The organism is Enterobacter sp. HMSC16D10 (assembly GCF_001807145.1).
In the GTDB taxonomy this organism is placed as follows: Bacteria; Pseudomonadota; Gammaproteobacteria; order Enterobacterales; family Enterobacteriaceae; genus Enterobacter; species Enterobacter roggenkampii.
Window position 1 is genome coordinate 61,091 of sequence record NZ_KV787849.1, and the last position, 16,283, is coordinate 77,373.

At 55.7% G+C, this 16,283-nt stretch carries 14 protein-coding genes; 11 read left to right on the plus strand and 3 right to left on the minus strand.

The features are described from left to right. Positions 1 to 3: 3 nt before the first annotated feature. Positions 4 to 879, minus strand: a complete 876-nt coding sequence (locus tag HMPREF3143_RS05950; protein WP_070532178.1) for a LysR family transcriptional regulator — start codon at positions 877 to 879, stop codon at positions 4 to 6. 110 nt (positions 880 to 989) lie between these two features. Here HMPREF3143_RS05950 and HMPREF3143_RS05955 point away from each other — a divergent pair, with 110 nt between their 5' ends. From HMPREF3143_RS05955 to HMPREF3143_RS05970, 4 genes are all read left to right on the plus strand, one after another. Beyond that, on the plus strand, positions 990 to 1,841 hold the full coding sequence (locus HMPREF3143_RS05955; protein WP_025911005.1) for a Vmh family MBL fold metallo-hydrolase: 852 nt from the start codon (positions 990 to 992) through the stop codon (positions 1,839 to 1,841). A 232-nt stretch (positions 1,842 to 2,073) separates the two neighbouring features. After that, a complete protein-coding gene (bdm, locus tag HMPREF3143_RS05960) occupies positions 2,074 to 2,289 on the plus strand; it encodes a biofilm-dependent modulation protein (protein WP_008501713.1) in 216 nt (71 codons plus the stop codon). A gap of 95 nt (positions 2,290 to 2,384) precedes the next feature. Continuing rightward, the gene (sra, locus tag HMPREF3143_RS05965; RefSeq protein WP_008501714.1) at positions 2,385 to 2,522 is read left to right on the plus strand and encodes a stationary-phase-induced ribosome-associated protein; all 138 of its coding nucleotides are present in this window, start codon (positions 2,385 to 2,387) and stop codon (positions 2,520 to 2,522) included. 176 nt (positions 2,523 to 2,698) lie between these two features. Next, positions 2,699 to 4,396 (plus strand): NAD-dependent malic enzyme, encoded by a 1,698-nt coding sequence (locus HMPREF3143_RS05970; RefSeq protein ID WP_070532181.1) that lies wholly within the window; start codon positions 2,699 to 2,701, stop codon positions 4,394 to 4,396. 574 nt (positions 4,397 to 4,970) lie between these two features. On the opposite strand, the gene HMPREF3143_RS05975 is transcribed toward HMPREF3143_RS05970, so the two are convergent. Continuing rightward, complete coding sequence (locus HMPREF3143_RS05975; RefSeq protein WP_139145854.1) at positions 4,971 to 5,492, minus strand: YrhA family protein; 522 nt, start codon at positions 5,490 to 5,492, stop codon at positions 4,971 to 4,973. A 9-nt stretch (positions 5,493 to 5,501) separates the two neighbouring features. Beyond that, entirely contained in the window at positions 5,502 to 6,647 is a 1,146-nt protein-coding gene (locus tag HMPREF3143_RS05980; RefSeq protein WP_070532187.1) for an HNH endonuclease signature motif containing protein, read from the minus strand. Between the two features lie 546 nt (positions 6,648 to 7,193). Between HMPREF3143_RS05980 and HMPREF3143_RS05985 the strand changes: the two genes are divergently transcribed. The 7 genes from HMPREF3143_RS05985 (at position 7,194) to HMPREF3143_RS06015 (ending at position 16,273) form a co-directional block, all read left to right on the plus strand. Beyond that, complete coding sequence (locus HMPREF3143_RS05985; protein ID WP_070532190.1) at positions 7,194 to 8,903, plus strand: ABC-F family ATP-binding cassette domain-containing protein; 1,710 nt, start codon at positions 7,194 to 7,196, stop codon at positions 8,901 to 8,903. Between the two features lie 197 nt (positions 8,904 to 9,100). Beyond that, the gene (gene adhP / locus HMPREF3143_RS05990) at positions 9,101 to 10,111 is read left to right on the plus strand and encodes an alcohol dehydrogenase AdhP (RefSeq protein WP_023327537.1); all 1,011 of its coding nucleotides are present in this window, start codon (positions 9,101 to 9,103) and stop codon (positions 10,109 to 10,111) included. A 149-nt stretch (positions 10,112 to 10,260) separates the two neighbouring features. Then, the gene (locus HMPREF3143_RS05995; RefSeq protein ID WP_070532192.1) at positions 10,261 to 11,880 is read left to right on the plus strand and encodes a TIGR04028 family ABC transporter substrate-binding protein; all 1,620 of its coding nucleotides are present in this window, start codon (positions 10,261 to 10,263) and stop codon (positions 11,878 to 11,880) included. A gap of 10 nt (positions 11,881 to 11,890) precedes the next feature. Then, positions 11,891 to 12,835: an ABC transporter permease gene (locus tag HMPREF3143_RS06000; RefSeq protein WP_070532195.1), complete on the plus strand. Its 945-nt coding sequence runs from the start codon at positions 11,891 to 11,893 to the stop codon at positions 12,833 to 12,835. After that, positions 12,832 to 13,683 (plus strand): ABC transporter permease, encoded by an 852-nt coding sequence (locus HMPREF3143_RS06005; RefSeq protein WP_023344202.1) that lies wholly within the window; start codon positions 12,832 to 12,834, stop codon positions 13,681 to 13,683. The genes HMPREF3143_RS06000 and HMPREF3143_RS06005 overlap by 4 nt, the downstream gene beginning before the upstream one ends. Beyond that, on the plus strand, positions 13,680 to 15,287 hold the full coding sequence (locus tag HMPREF3143_RS06010) for a dipeptide ABC transporter ATP-binding protein (RefSeq protein WP_070532197.1): 1,608 nt from the start codon (positions 13,680 to 13,682) through the stop codon (positions 15,285 to 15,287). Before HMPREF3143_RS06005 ends, HMPREF3143_RS06010 begins: the two co-directional genes overlap by 4 nt. Further along, entirely contained in the window at positions 15,284 to 16,273 is a 990-nt protein-coding gene (locus HMPREF3143_RS06015; protein ID WP_070532201.1) for a putative FMN-dependent luciferase-like monooxygenase, read from the plus strand. The genes HMPREF3143_RS06010 and HMPREF3143_RS06015 overlap by 4 nt, the downstream gene beginning before the upstream one ends. The last annotated feature ends 10 nt before the right edge of the window (positions 16,274 to 16,283 follow it).

Here is a 16,283-nt window from a genome sequence, read left to right on the forward strand (position 1 = left end):
CGCTCATGCCAGATAGCGGGCCAGCTCATCAAGGAACGCCCGCAGCGCGGCAGGCTGGTATTCCCGGGACTGATAAATACCATGGATGGCCAGCGGCTTCGGCTCCAGCGCCGCCAGTACCGGCACCAGCCATCCCTTCTCCAGCGCGGCACGCGCTTCACGCTCCGGCAGCATGGCGATACCGCAGTGCTTAATCGCCGCGTCCATCAGCAGCGAAGAGATGCTGGCGCTCAGGTTGCCGCTGACGGCCACGCTCAGGCTTTCGCCCTCCGGCGTCAGGAAGTGCCAGGACTGCCCGGCAAAAAAGCTGTAGTGCAGGCAGTTATGCCGGGCTAGCTCTTCGGGGCTGCCGGGCGTGCCGTGCTGCGCCAGATAGTCCGGCGAGGCGCAAAGGACCGAGCGACACTCCCCCAGCCGACGGGCAATCATGCCGGGTTCAGGGTTATCGGTAATGCGTACGGCAACATCAATGCGCTCTCCCACCAGGCTGACAGGATGGTTGTTCACGTCCAGCTCAATGCGCAGCTGCGGGTAGCGCGAGAGCAGACCGGGCAGGACCGGCGCAATCAGGTGCATGGCGGTAAAGTGCGCGCAGGCCACCCGCAGGGTGCCAGACGGGAGATCTTTTTCCGACTGGCCTTCAATTTCCTGCGAGATCTGCGAGAGCGTTCGCGTTTTTTGCAGCACCTTTTCGCCTGCCGCGGTCAGCGTCAGCTTGCGCGTGGAGCGGTTTACCAGCCGCGTGCCCGCCCATTTCTCCATCTGCTCAAGGTAGCGGCTCACCATTGGGCGGGAAATACCCAGCGCCCGGGCCGCCGCGCTCAAACTTCCCAGCTCGCATATGCGGTTGTAAACCTGAGCGGCAATCACGCGATCCATATCAACTCCATCTGCTCGATTTATGAAACTAAGCATGTCTTGTTTCAGGAATTCTGGCAAATGCGAATTTCCGTACAATAGAGACATTCCTGAACAACAGAGACAACAGCATGAAATTCACTCACCTTGCCCTGCTTTCCACCCTTTTCACGCCGGCTGCTTTTGCCGCGCCGTTAAGCATTGATACCTATAACCCGCAGGAGAAAGGCATTTTCGCGGTCTCCTCCACGCTGGTCTCCGGCCCGAAAGAAGCGGTGCTGTTTGACGCGCAGTTCAGCGTGAAGGATGGCGAAGCGCTGGTAGAGAAAATTCGTCAAAGCGGTAAGACCCTGAACAAGATTGTGATCACCTCCGGCGATCCGGATTTCTATTTTGGCCTGCAGCCGCTGGTCAAAGCCTTCCCGAACGCCAAAGTGGTGGCCACGCAGCACGTGGTTGATCACATCAAGGCCACTAAAGACGCCAAGCTCGCCTTCTGGGGTCCGCAGATGAAAGACGGCGCGCCAACGGAGCTGGTCGTCCCGCAGGTGCTCGCCTCCACCACGTTTATGGTTGACGGGGAGAAGATCGACATCGAACAGCCTGACAGCTATGCGGCCTATGTATGGATCCCGTCCGCAAAGACCATCCTCGGCGGCACTGGCGTAGCCTGGGGGATTCACGTCTGGACGGCGGACACCCAGACAGCGGAAAGCCGTAAGCAGTGGCAGGAAACGCTGGTGAACATGGCGGCGCACAAACCCGAGCGCGTGATCCCGGGTCACTATCTGGGTACCCCGCCAGCCGGGACGGGTGCGATTGATTTTACCCGAGACTATCTCCAGCGCTTTGAAAAGGCCTTGTCCGTTCATAAAGATTCTGCGGGCGTCATCAGCACCCTGAAAAAACAGTATCCGAATCTGGCTGAAGAGAGCTCGCTGGAATTAAGCGCTAAGGTGAATACCGGCGAAATGAAGTGGTAATTTAAACGCTGCTCCTGCTATATTTTCGAGATAGCAGGAGCACCGTCATAATATCCACTCAACGCCACGTCGATTTACCCCCGCATTTCAAAAGCACACAAAAGCATACACTTATGTCATTTTTATTTCTAAGATGAATCTGAGCCACAACCGGGAAAATATTTGCCATTCTGTTTGTGAATTAAATTTTTTGCGAGCCGTACCATTAAACAGACAACGACACGGAGGCAGCATGTTTACTTATTACCCGGCAAATACCGCAGCAGCACAACCTGAACTCGTTAACGCGATTGCACAGGGTCTTCACGCCGAGCACGGTGCTGTGACTGAAGATGACATTTTGATGGAACTCACCAGGTGGGTGGAATCGACAGATAATGACATCCTCAGTGACATCTACCAGCAGACCATTAACTACGTCGTCAGCGGGCAAAACGCACCCTTGTAAAAACCTGCTAAGCTGGATCTGCAACCTAAGGGGTTACATTTCGTTTGCGTAAGCAAACTGGTCCTTAAAACTATCAACAGGATTGAGGAGTTAATATGAAATCGAACCGTCAGGCACGCCATATTCTGGGACTGAACTACAAGCTTTCTAATCAGCGCAAAGTGGTGATTGAAGGCGACCACGAAACCCAAGTCACTCACGCCACCGGCAGAAAACGCCACGCCGGCAAGTAAGTTCCAGACTGAGATCCAGAACACCATCGGTAATCCCGATGGTGTTTTTGTTTATGTGTTGCGGTAATTAATATTTAGCTCCTTTATAATACCGCCGGACCGCACCCCATCGCACAGGCCAGAAAGATGACAAACAGCAGTGTCAGGGACGGATCTTCATAAAAAGAGTGAGTGACATGGACAACAAACTGAAAAAACATCGTTCCTTATACATCCCATACGCCGGACCGGTTTTACTCGAATTCCCCCTGCTCAACAAAGGCAGCGCCTTCAGCATGGAAGAGCGCAGCAGCTTTAACCTGCTGGGTTTACTGCCCGAAGTGGTTGAAACCATTGAAGAACAGGCAGAGCGCGCGTGGATCCAGTATCAGGGTTTCAAAACGGAAATCGACAAACACATCTACCTGCGCAACATCCAGGACACCAACGAAACCCTCTTCTATCGCCTGGTGCAAAACCATCTCGAAGAGATGATGCCGGTGATCTACACCCCGACGGTGGGTGCCGCCTGCGAGCGTTTCTCCGAGATCTACCGTCGCTCCCGCGGGGTATTCATCTCTTATCAGAACCGTCACAACATGGACGATATTCTGCAGAACGTGCCGAACCACAATATCAAAGTCATTGTGGTGACCGACGGCGAACGTATTCTTGGCCTCGGCGACCAGGGCATTGGCGGGATGGGGATCCCTATCGGTAAACTCTCTCTGTATACCGCCTGCGGCGGCATCAGCCCGGCGTATACCCTGCCGGGGGTGCTGGACGTCGGCACCAACAACCAGCAGCTGCTCAACGACCCGCTCTATATGGGCTGGCGCCATCCGCGTATTACCGACGACGAGTACTATCAGTTTGTCGACGACTTCATCCAGGCCGTGAAGCACCGCTGGCCGGACGTGCTGCTGCAGTTCGAAGACTTCGCGCAGAAAAACGCGATGCCGCTGCTGAACCGCTATCGCGATGAGATCTGCTCCTTTAACGATGATATCCAGGGCACCGCAGCCGTCACGGTGGGTACGCTTATCGCCGCCAGCCGTGCAGCGGGAAGCCAGCTGAGCTACCAGAAAATCGTCTTCCTGGGCGCAGGCTCCGCGGGCTGCGGTATTGCCGAGCAGATTATCGCCCAGACCCAGCGCGAAGGCTTAAGCGAAGAGCTGGCCCGCTCCCGCGTCTTTATGGTGGACCGTTTCGGCCTGCTGACCGACGGCATGCCGAACCTGCTGCCGTTCCAGACGAAGCTGGTGCAGAAACGCGAAAACCTGAAAAACTGGGATACCGACAACGAAGTCCTTTCCCTGCTGGACGTGGTGCGCAACGTGAAGCCGGATATTCTGATCGGCGTTTCCGGGCAAACCGGTCTCTTCACCGAAGAGATTATTCGCGAGATGCACAAGCACTGCGAGCGCCCTATCGTGATGCCGCTGTCTAACCCGACGTCCCGCGTGGAGGCGACGCCGCAGGACATCATCGCCTGGACCGAAGGTAATGCGCTGGTGGCCACCGGCAGCCCGTTCGATCCGGTGGTGTGGAAGGATAAAACCTATCCGATTGCCCAGTGCAACAACTCCTATATCTTCCGGGGCATTGGTTTGGGCGTTATCGCCTCCGGCGCGTCCCGCATCACCGACGAAATGCTGATGTCCGCGAGTGAGACCCTGGCGGGCCACTCGCCGCTGGTCAACGACGGCGAAGGTCTGGTTCTGCCCGAGCTGAAGGACATTCACAAGGTGTCGCGCGCTATCGCGTTTGCAGTGGGTAAAATGGCGCAGCAGCAGGGCGTGGCGGTGAAAACCTCTGCCGACGCGCTGCAGCAGGCCATCGACGACAACTTCTGGAAGCCTGAATACCGCAGCTATCGCCGTACGTCGATTTGATCCGCTTTGACCGTTCCCTCTCCCGGTGGGAGAGGGTCGTATAAGACAAATTTAAAACAAAGGCTTATATTTTTAATCACTTACTCGAATAATAGTCATTGAAAAAAATTGAATGGCTGCTGTTGTGGATGTTGTAATGCCTCATTATCGTATGCATTCATCTTAGTGAATATTCATTCTTCTTGCTGGAAGAAGCAACAAACAATTAGTGTACATAAATCGGTAAGTCCCCACTGCAACGGTTTACTAAATGAGCATTATGATTGCTTATGATGTGGAAGTGTGGAGTTCAAAAGAGCTTTAAGCAATGATGATGTTGAGAAGTTAAAGCTTCTATTAAAAGTTAAAAAAATAAAATCCCGCCAAAATGGCGGGATTTTTATTAACCTTCAACCTGGCCCGTTAAAAAAAATTTCTGATACTCATCTTCACGCCAGCCCAGGAGTGTTCCCTGCTGCGTCCTTACGGGGTTAGTGGCTTGCTTCCGGCAGCTACGTATGGCTGGATTGCTGAACCAATATATGGTGCGCTGGAATAAAATAGCAAAGGGACTCAATAGAGTCCCTTTTTATTTTCAAAGTTCTGTCGTTCTAATTATATACTTCAGAATGCCGTTGAATTCAATGAATGATTCTAGAACGCCAGGGGCAATCTTATCTCTAATTTCAAAGGTTTTACATTCCATATTATATAAAAAGTATGACATACTATCTTCACCAATAACAATGTTATCTTTTAAGTCCGGATCAATGAATATTTCATTATCTCTATTATAAAAGTTCATTGTATAGATATTTGACCACAGCATTTCCCCATCAGCAATCTGACTGAACCCATATATCGTCGCTGCATTAAATTCTAAACCATCAATTTTTGTATAAAAATATTTAACCTCCTCCACTTCGTCAAATAATGTTTTTATGTCTTTGTGTATATTTTTCTTTATTTCATTCCAGTCTGCGGGAGGCACGTCGCTTTGAATAAATTCCTGTATTTCTTGAGGAAGCGGTTTTGCAATATTATAATGATATTTAATCATATTGTTTTTTAAAATTTCAACTGATTTATCAATATCTTGAAAACTTATATTTTCCATTCCCATCACCTATTTACTGAAAAATGTTCCATTTGGCATAGGCCATAATGTATCAATGCTTTGACCTGGCATCAAATATTTAGTAACGGATTTTTGTGCCCCAGTTAATGCATTATGATATGGCTTTGTTTGTATTAGTATCAAATTTCCAAAACTGTTGTCGCCCCCATCATCAAGAGGTAATTTATGATGAACCTGCCAGGAATCAGGAACACCTCCATGTGCCATTAATTCAATTTGAGAAGTATTAAAGTAATGATCAATACCTGGTTCGACTGATAAGCTTTTCATAAAATTTTTTCTGACTGTATTATCAAATTCTTTTCTAAGTGATAAATATTCATCACGTGGTCTGCGTAAGTAATTTATTTGTTCAACTTTTACATTCTGTAAGAAGACTTTTGTATTTTTTGTTTTCCCTAAAAATCCTGTTAGTTCTTCAGCCATCGCAGGATTTTTTACCAAAAGAATTGATGCAGCAGCTATACCCATTCCAATGTTAGTATCGGTCATAACGCCTTTATAACCTTCTAAAGCTTCTCCACCCAGTTGTTCAGCAGTCTTTCTAAATCCCTCAACGTTACCATTATAAACGCCGCCAGCGGCTAACAGACGCCCTACATTCTTGTTATTTATGGTCTTTGCTGACTGAGCATGTTGCTCAGGTTCAACATATCCAGGTGCGCCATACTGTATTTTCTGTGTAGGACGTGGTTTGATACGTTGATTACGCTCCAGCACTACATGATATGCGCTCAACACTGAATCACGGAATGAACATTCCCAAGAACCAGGCATAAACGGCTCGTAAACTATTTCACCGTTATCATCAAAAGAAAAAGGGTTATTATACCAAGTCCAATGTTTATCTGTATCTACAGCAACTATTCGACCGAGCAACAACTCCCTTTCTAAATCATCATAAATCGGATCATAGTACGTTAAAGGTTGCCTTTTAAATTTCTCACCAAAATGCCTATCGCCATTCCATTTTCTATTAGGTATATCAAAATATAACCTTGACTTATACGCGCTGTAGTCTAACACATAGTAATAACATGCCAATTCCAAGCCCCGCTTTGGACTCACTATATTTTCGAAGTCCAAAAGAGTAGCATCTCGCTCAAAGTCATAGATCTCACATAATCTGAACATAGTATCCCTCTATTTTTTAATCGTTATAAATGACTACAGCAATAGAGGAAATAAATATCAGCTTTATGATGCATATCATACTGGATTAACTTAAATTAAATCCGAATTGTTGAATTTTGCAATCCGGAATTTATATACTTCAAAATGCTATTTTTAATCTTCTTTTTAATCAGCGTGTTACAACAATTCTGCGATTAAATTATAGCCAGCGAGTTTGCATATCTCTCTCCCTGTGGGTTAGGGTGAGTGCAACAGACCGCACCATCAAATACCCCCTAGCCAAACCCCTTTTCCCCCGCTACACTCCTTTCATCCATTAACCCACTGAATATATAAGGAGGCCAATTATGCTGTATCGTGAAATTTTCAATGTTTCACATACATTTGGTGATCGCACCCGCTCAAGCGTTATCGGTATCGTGCTGCGATAACTTCGGCTTGAGCGAAGACACCAACCCCTGAAATCCCTTCTCTCGGGCTTACTGAGTTATCGTCAGCGATGTTTGACGAGGCATAAACATGCCTGTAACTCTTGGGTAAGCAACAATGAGCACTTTACTCACTGCACAATCTTTACGCGTTGATACGGCGTTTGGCACGCTCTTCGACTCACTCTCCTTTACGCTGAAAAAAGGCGACCGCATTGGCCTGCTGGGCGACAACGGCTGCGGTAAAAGTACGCTGCTGAAGGTGCTGGACGGCACGGATTCCCCTGCTGCCGGAACGGTCTCGCTGGCCGGGCATTGCCTGATGGCGCGCGTGGAGCAACATCTCCCGAACGCTATTTTACCGCTCACCATGCTGGATGCCGTCCTGGCCCAACTGCCCGTAGCGGAACGGGAAAGCCTGCGCTGGAAAGCCGAAACGCTGCTGGCAGGCATGGGCTTTACGCCGCAGGATATGATGCTGTACTCCGCCACGCTGAGCGGCGGGCAGCACACCCGCCTGCTGTTGGCCCGGGCGCTGATTCACGAGCCGGACCTGCTCCTGCTGGATGAACCCAGCAACCACCTTGACCTGCCGACCATGCTCTGGCTGGAACACTTCCTACAGAACTGGTCGGGCAGCTTTGTGCTGGTCTCGCATGACAGACAGCTGCTGGATGCCGTCACCAACGGCAGCTGGATCCTGCGCGATAAAACGCTGCACTACTTTGCCCTTCCCTGCACGGCGGCACGTCAGGCGCTGGAAGCCAAAGATGAGACCGACGCGCAGCGCCACAAAGCGGAGCAAAAGGAGATCGACCGCGTGACCGCCAGCGCCAAACGTCTGGCGACCTGGGGCAAGGTTTACGACAACGAAGACCTGGCCCGAAAAGCCAAGCAGATGGAAAAACAGGTTGAACGGCTCAAAGAGAGCCAGACCGCGCTCACGGCGGGCAGCCCGTGGACGCTAACCCTTCGCGGCGACGCGCTGCGGGCGGACCGTCTACTGGAGATGGAAAACCTCGGCGTCCCGCCCGCGCCTGGGCTACCGCCGCTGTTTAACATCGAAACGGCGCGGCTGAAAAGCGGCGATCGCGTGGCGATTGTCGGTCGTAACGGCTGCGGTAAATCGTCGTTGATGAAGCTTATCTGGCGACATTTTTCCGATGAACCGGCGGACAGTGGGCTGAAAATCCATCCGCGCGTCTCGCCGGGCTACTACGACCAGACGCTGCATCAGCTGCCGGACAACGCCACGCTGCTCGACGCGCTGGAGCCTTTTGCACCGGATCCGCAGAACCGCAAAATGGCGCTCATCAGCGCCGGGTTCCCGTGGTCCCGCCATGGGCAGAAAGTCAGCACGCTCAGCGGCGGCGAACGCTCGCGCCTGCTGTTCGTGGGCCTGACGCTTGCCCGCTACAGCCTGCTGATGCTGGATGAGCCCACCAACCACCTGGACATGGAAGGCAAAGAGGCGCTGGCGCAAACCCTTCAGCAGTTCGAAGGCGGCGTGCTGCTGGTCAGCCATGACCGTCAGTTAATTAGCCAAAGCTGCAACCGTTTCTGGCTAATTGAGGACAGTACGCTGAGCGAATGGCACGATGCAGAAGCGGTGTTTGAGCGGCTGCGTGAACGCGCGGGGCTCGTGACAGCCACTGCGCCCGCTGTCGCCGCGACGGTTCACCCCTCGCCGCATGACGATCTGCTTGAGCGGCTGATCGCGCTGGAAACGCTGCTGGAAGACGATCTGGCGCGCAAGCCAAAGCATCAAAAGCCGCAGCTCCAGGCGCAATGGCGTAAAGAGATTGAGGAGATAGAAGCCCAGCTGTAAGTCTGCGCCCGGCGAGCGCCTCGCCGGGCCAGCATTTTCCCCCCTTAATTCTTAGAGGATCGCCGTATTCTTAATCTGAAATCGAATCAAATGATGACATTATGTTGCCGCAGCCTTGCATTACCAGGCTAATGTATTAATCCTTAAGGGGTATTACACCTGCTATGCAGATTCTTATCATGAACAAGGAGATACACATGAAGGCTGCTGTTGTCACTCAGGACCACCAGGTCAGCGTCACCGAAAAAACCTTACGCCCGCTTAAGCATGGGGAAGCCCTGCTGAAGATGGAGTGCTGTGGCGTATGCCATACCGATCTTCATGTGAAGAACGGTGATTTTGGCGACAAGACCGGGGTTATCCTGGGCCATGAAGGAATTGGTATCGTGAAAGAAGTCGGCCCTGGCGTGAAGTCGCTGAAAGTCGGCGACCGCGCAAGCGTGGCCTGGTTCTTTGAAGGCTGCGGCCACTGCGAATACTGTAATTCCGGCAACGAAACCCTGTGCCGTGACGTGAAAAACGCCGGTTACTCCGTCGACGGCGGCATGGCGGAAGAGTGCATCGTCACCGCGGATTACGCGGTAAAAGTGCCGGACGGTCTGGATTCGGCGGCGGCCAGCAGCATTACCTGCGCTGGCGTGACCACCTACAAAGCGGTGAAGGTGTCGGGTATTAAACCGGGCCAGTGGATTGCGATTTACGGTCTGGGCGGGCTGGGCAACCTCGCGCTGCAGTACGCCAAAAACGTCTTTAACGCCAAAGTCATCGCCCTTGACGTTAACGACGAACAGCTTAAGCTGGCGGCCAGCATGGGCGCGGACCTCACCATCAACTCCCGCAGCGAAGATGCCGCTAAAATTGTGCAGGAAAAAACCGGCGGCGCGCATGCCGCCGTCGTCACTGCCGTCGCAAAAGCAGCATTCAACTCTGCCGTTGATGCCGTGCGTGCCGGTGGCCGCGTGGTCGCGGTTGGCCTGCCGCCGGAAGCGATGAGCCTCGATATTCCGCGTCTGGTGCTGGACGGCATTCAGGTGGTGGGTTCGCTGGTCGGCACCCGCCAGGACCTGCAGGAAGCGTTCCAGTTCGCCGCTGAAGGTAAAGTGGTGCCGAAAGTAACGATGCGTCCGATCGAGGACATCAACGCCATCTTTAAAGAGATGGAACAGGGCCAGATCCGTGGCCGTATGGTGATTGACTTACGTTCGTAATCGTTCACCGTTCATCACCGCTCCTCTCCGGGGCGGTTTTTTTATAGCCATTTTCCGGCAATCCTTATCTTAATTCCTTTGTTCCCTTGTTTTCCCCCGCGCCCGATGATGAATCCGACGCTAACAAGAAGATAACAAAGGAATTCACCATGCAAACCCCATTTCGTCTGCCGCTGCTGACGGCGCTGATTCTGACGACCACCGCAGCCTGGTCCGCCGATGCGCCGGTCAAAGGCGGCACGCTGATTTATCTGGAACAACAAGCGCACACCAACCTCTATCCGCCCGCCGGCGGCTTCTACCCGAACGGCGGGATTCTGAACCAGATCACCGACAAACTGACGTGGCAAAATCCAAAGACGCTGCAGGTCGAACCGTGGGTGGCCGAAAGCTGGACCACCAACGCCGATAAAACCGAATACACCTTTAAAATTCGCCCGGGGATCACCTTCTCCGACGGCACGCCGCTCGACGCCAACGCCGTAGCGAAAAACTTTGATACCTACGGCCTAGGCAACAAAGCGCAGCGCCTGCCGGTGTCAGAAGTGATCAATAACTACGATCGCAGCGAAGTGGTCGACCCGCTGACCGTGAAGTTCTACTTCAAAAAACCGTCGCCGGGGTTCCTGCAGGGCACGGCCACCATCGGGTCGGGTTTGGTCTCGCTCAGCACGCTGAAGCGCAACTTTGAAGAGCTGGGTGACGCCCGGCATATCATTGGCTCTGGCCCGTTTGTGGTGAAGGACGAGAAGCTGGGGCGCGAAGTGACGCTGGAAGCGCGAAAGGACTACCAGTGGGGGCCCAAAAATCTGGCGCAACAGGGGCCAGCCAATCTTGATGGCATCAAGTTTATCGTGACTCAGGAAGACAGCGTGCGCGTCGGCGCCCTGCTGGCCGGTCAGGCCGACTTTATTCGCCAGGTGCAGGCGTATGACGAAAAGCAGGCGACAGACCAGGGCTATAAAATCTACGCTGCCCCAACGCGCGGGGTGAACGACAGCATCAGCTTCCGCCCGGATAACCCGCTGGTCTCCGATATCCGCGTGCGCCAGGCGCTGCTGCATGCCACCAATGCAAAACAGGTGGTTGAGACCCTCTTCTCGGCTAACTATCCGCAGGCGAAGTCGGTGATTGCCGATTCCGCCGCTGGCTTTGTCGATCTCAGCGACAAATTGTCCTTTGACCCGGCTAAAGCTAACCAGCTGCTGGACGAGGCGGGCTGGAAAGCGGGCAGCGACGGCATCCGCGCCAAAGACGGCCAGCGGCTGGCGCTGACGGTGTATGAATCCCTGCCGCAGCCGCAAAACAAAGAGGTGCTGCAGCTGGTTGCCCAGCAGTGGCGTCAGGTGGGCGTGGCGCTGAGCGTGAAAGCCGGTGACGCAGGCAGCCGCACGCTGGATAACCTTGACCCGCTGAAAACCCCGTTAACCGTCTCCGAAGTAGGCCGCGCCGATCCGGACGTGGTGAAAAGCATGTTCTACCCCGCTAACCGCGACGCGCTGCTGCAAAAAGGCGGCTCCAGCGACAAGGTCAAAAGCTTCCGTGACGACAAGCTGAATGCGCTGCTGGTAAATATCTCCTCAGAGGTCGATCCGCAAAAACGCCTGCATCTGACCGGCGATGCCCAGCGCTACCTGCTGGATAACGCCTACGTCATTCCGATCTTCGAGGAACCGCAGGTCTTTGCCGGTGCGCCATGGCTGAAAGGCGTGAATTTTGAAGCGGTCGGCCGCCCGTCGTTCTACGGCGCGTGGCTTGAGAAACACTGAGGAGCTGACGATGCGCCACGCACTTCTTCAACGCTTTGGGCACGGGCTGCTGGTGCTGTGGGCCGCCTTTACCCTCTCGTTCGTGTTGCTCCAGGTTCTGCCGGGCGACGCGGTGCTGATTAAATTTCAGAACCCGGACCTGGGGTTGAGCCCGGCGCAAATCGAGGAGATGCGCGTGCCCTACGGCGCGGACAGCCCGCTGTGGCAGCAATACGGCCACACGCTGCTGGCGATGCTGCGCGGGGATTTCGGCTACTCGTTACAGGCCGGGGTGCCGGTCAGCGAACTGATTGCCAGCAATCTGCCGGATACCCTGAGCCTAGCCCTGCCCGCCTTTTTACTCGCGGTTCTGCTGGCGTTTGCGCTGGCCTTTGCGTCGCGCCTGCCGGGTCTGCGCTGGCTAAGTAATACCCTCCAGTCGCTGCCGGTCCTGTTTATCTCCTTACCGACGTTCTGGCTGGGGATTGCCCTCATCCAGCTCTTTTCTTTCCAGCTGCGGCTGATCCCGGTGATTAACCCGACGCCGCTGCAGGGGCTGATCCTGCCGATCGTGACCGTCGCGATCCCGATCTCCGCCCCGCTGGCGCAAATCCTGATGCGCAGCCTGGACCAGGTGGCGACGCAGCCGTTTGTCGCCGTGGCCCGCGCCAAAGGGCTGAGTGAAACCGCCGTCCTGTGGCGCCACGTCACCGGCAACGCCCTGCTGCCGGTACTCAATATTGCCGGGCTACTGCTGGGCGAGCTGATTGCCGGAGCGCTGATCACCGAAACCGTTTTTGGCCGCAGCGGGCTCGGGCAGCTAACCCAGCAGGCGGTAAATAACCAGGACATCGCCGTGCTTCAGGCGGTGGTGATGATTTCCGCCCTCGGCTTTGTCCTGATCAATCTGCTGGTGGACCTGCTGATGCCGCTGCTGGATCCCCGTCTGCAAACCGTTACCGGAGGTGCATCATGAGCCTGGTCGATTACGCTGCCGCGGCGCGAAAACGCGTTCCCGGCTGGCAGGGCGTCGCATGGCAGCCGGGACTGTGGCTGGCGTGGGCGGTGATTATTCTCGCGGTTTTTGCCGCCGTGGCGCCCGGCCTGTTAACCCACTACAGCCCGATTGAGGGCATCGCCGGAGCGCAACGTCTGGCGCCGCAGGCGGGCCACTGGCTCGGCACCGATCAGCTTGGCCGCGATGTTTACACCCGTATTGTGTACGGTGCGTCCCACTCCCTGAGCGCGGCGCTCGCTGCCGTCACGATGGGGCTTGTGGTGGGCACCGGTCTCGGGGTGATCGCCGGGGCGTTCGCAGGACGCGTCGAGTCTTTCCTGATGCGTTTTGTCGACGTGCTGTTGTCCATTCCGTCTCTGCTGCTCTCGCTGACGGTCATTATTCTGCTCGGGTTTGGCACCGTTAACGCCGCCATTGCCGTCGGCGTGGCCTCCATTGCCAGCTTCGCCCGCCTCGCGCGCGGTGAAGTGGTGCGCATCCGCCATACGGATTATGTCGAGGCGGCGTTCGGAAGCGGCGGGACGTTCCTGGCGGTGCTGTGGCGACACATCCTGCCCAATGCCTTAACCGCCGTCCTTGCCTTTGCCACGCTGCAGTTTGGTCAGGCCATTCTGGCCCTCTCCACGCTGAGCTTTCTCGGCTACGGCACCCCGCCGCCCGTACCGGAATGGGGCTTATTGATCGCCGAAGGGCGTAACTATCTCTCTACCGCCTGGTGGTTAACCACCTTCCCCGGCGTGGTCGTCATCGCCGTCGTGCTTGCCACCAACCGTATCAGCCAGCAGTTCAGCGGAGGCCTGAAATGACCATACTCTCGGTAGAAAACCTGACCATCAGCTACCGTACCGCGCGCCGGTGGCGCGAGGTGGTGCATAACGTCAGCTTCGCCCTTCGGCGGGGGGAAATGCTGGCCTTTGTCGGCGAATCCGGTTCCGGCAAAACGACCACGGCGCAGGCGATCATCGGCCTGCTGGCGGATAATGCCCGTCGGGATGCGGGGAAAATCGTGCTCAACGGCGAGGAGATTAGCCGGTGGTCAGCGAAGCGTCTCGATACCCTTCGCGGGGCGCGAATCAGCCTGGTTCCGCAGGATCCGGGTAATTCACTCAACCCGGTGAAGACGATCGGCGCGCAGGTCGGGGAAATTATTCAGCTGCACCAAAAGGTAACGGCACTCCAGCGCGACGAGCAGGTGCTCGCCCTGCTGAAAAAGGTCGGCCTTAGCCACCCCGAACAGCGCATGACGCAGTATCCGCATCAGCTCTCCGGCGGGATGAAACAGCGCGTGCTGATTGCCATCGCCATTGCCCTGAGCCCGGACGTCATCATTGCCGATGAGCCCACCAGCGCGCTGGACGTGACGGTGCAAAAACGCATTCTCGACCTGCTGGATATCCTGCGCCGGGAATCGGGTACTGCCGTTCTGTTTGTCACCCACGATCTGGCCCTGGCCGCCCAGCGCGCGGACAGGCTGCTGGTGTTTCGCAACGGCGAGGTTCAGGAGCACGGCGACACCGCCGATATCGTCCGCACGCCGCAGCACGCCTACACCCGTCAGCTGCTGAGCGATCTTCAGGGCCAGCGCCTGACCATCGCCCCGGTAGCGGGTCTCCCGCTCGCGTCACCGGCCATTCGCGCCCGCGCCATCAACAAACGGTTCTCGCTGGGTAAAGGTCATCAGCTTCAGGCGCTGGATCGGGTGACGTTTGACGTCAGGCGCGGCAGCACGCATGCGCTGGTCGGTGAATCCGGCTCCGGGAAAACTACCCTCGCCCGTATTTTGCTGGGTTTTGAACAGGCGGACAGCGGACAGGTCATTATTGACGACATCGATGCCACCGACCTCAGCCGCGAGGCCCGCCGTCAGCTGCGCCAGAAGATCCAGTTTGTTTACCAGAACCCGTTCGCCTCTCTCGACCCGCGTCAGACGCTGTTCGAGATCATCGAAGAGCCCCTGAAGAACTTTTCTCGCCTTGCCAAGGCGGAGCGAAAGGCCCGGGTGGAGACGGTCGCGCAGCGGGTTGCCCTGCCCGTCGAACTCCTGACCCGTACGGCCAGAGAGCTTTCAGGCGGTCAGCGCCAGCGCGTAGCCATCGCCCGGGCGCTGATCCTGGAGCCGACCATTCTGGTGCTGGACGAAGCCACCTCCGCGCTGGACGTCACCGTCCAGGCGCAGATTCTGGCTCTGCTTCAGCAACTGCAGCAACAGCTGGGATTAACCTACCTGTTCATCACGCACGATCTCTCCACCGTTCGCCGGATCGCCCACAGCGTCACGGTGCTGCGCAGCGGTCAGGTGGTCGAACACGGTGACGTCGAGACCTTATTCACGTCACCGCAGAACGACTATACCCGCGAGCTGATTGCCGCCATTCCCCATTTTTCACCCGCTACGGAGGAGTTCGCATGACGCGAAAACGCCTGGGATTTTTCACCCGCCTGCTTGACGACGCCACGCCGAAAGAGCGCTATCGACTGGCTACAGAACAGATCCGCCACGCCGAACGCCACGGTTTTGACAGCGCCTGGATTGCCCAGCACCACTTCCACGAAAGTGAAGGCGGCCTGCCGTCGCCGCTGCTGTTTCTGGCCCACGTGGCGGCGCATACCGAAACCATCCGGCTGGGCACGGCCATCATCACCCTGCCGATGGAAAACCCGCTGCGCGTGGCGGAAGATGCGGCGGTGCTGGATTTACTCGCCGATGGACGTCTCGAAGTCGGCTTTGGTTCGGGCGGCACGCCGACCTCTTTCCTGCCGTTCGGACTGACGTTTGAACAGCGCGGCGCGGCCTTTGCTGACCATTTGCATGTGATCCAGAGCGCCTGGCGCGGGGATTCGCTTACCCATCCGGATAACCACCTCTACCCGCCAGCGCCACAGCTGGCTGACAGGATCTGGATTGCCACCTTTTCCGTCGACGGCGCCGTTCGCGCCGCGCGGGCCGGACACGGGTTAATGCTCTCCCGCACGCAGCCGCGTCCGGCAGACCAGTTGGATCTCACGCTCGACGCGATCCAGAACCCGATTGTGGATGCCTACCTTGAGGCCCTGCCTGCCGGTATCGCACCGCGTATTCTGGCCTCCCGTACGGCATTCGTCGCCGACAGCGATGACTATGCGCTGAAGGTTGCGACGCCGGGTCTCACCAGACAGGCCCAGCAGCATCGCGCTGCCGGACACGCGGTTAAAGGTGACACCGTCACCGATTTTCGTCGCCAGTTCGACGCCCACATCGGTTCGCCCGAGACGGTGCTGCGTTCGCTGCAGGCCGATTCCGTTCTCCGGCGCGCCACGGACATCTCATTCCAGGTCCATTCGGTCGAGCCCACCCATCGAGACACGCTGCGCTCTATCGAACTGATCGCCGAACATATTGCCCCCCAAATCCTTTGAGGAGACACTT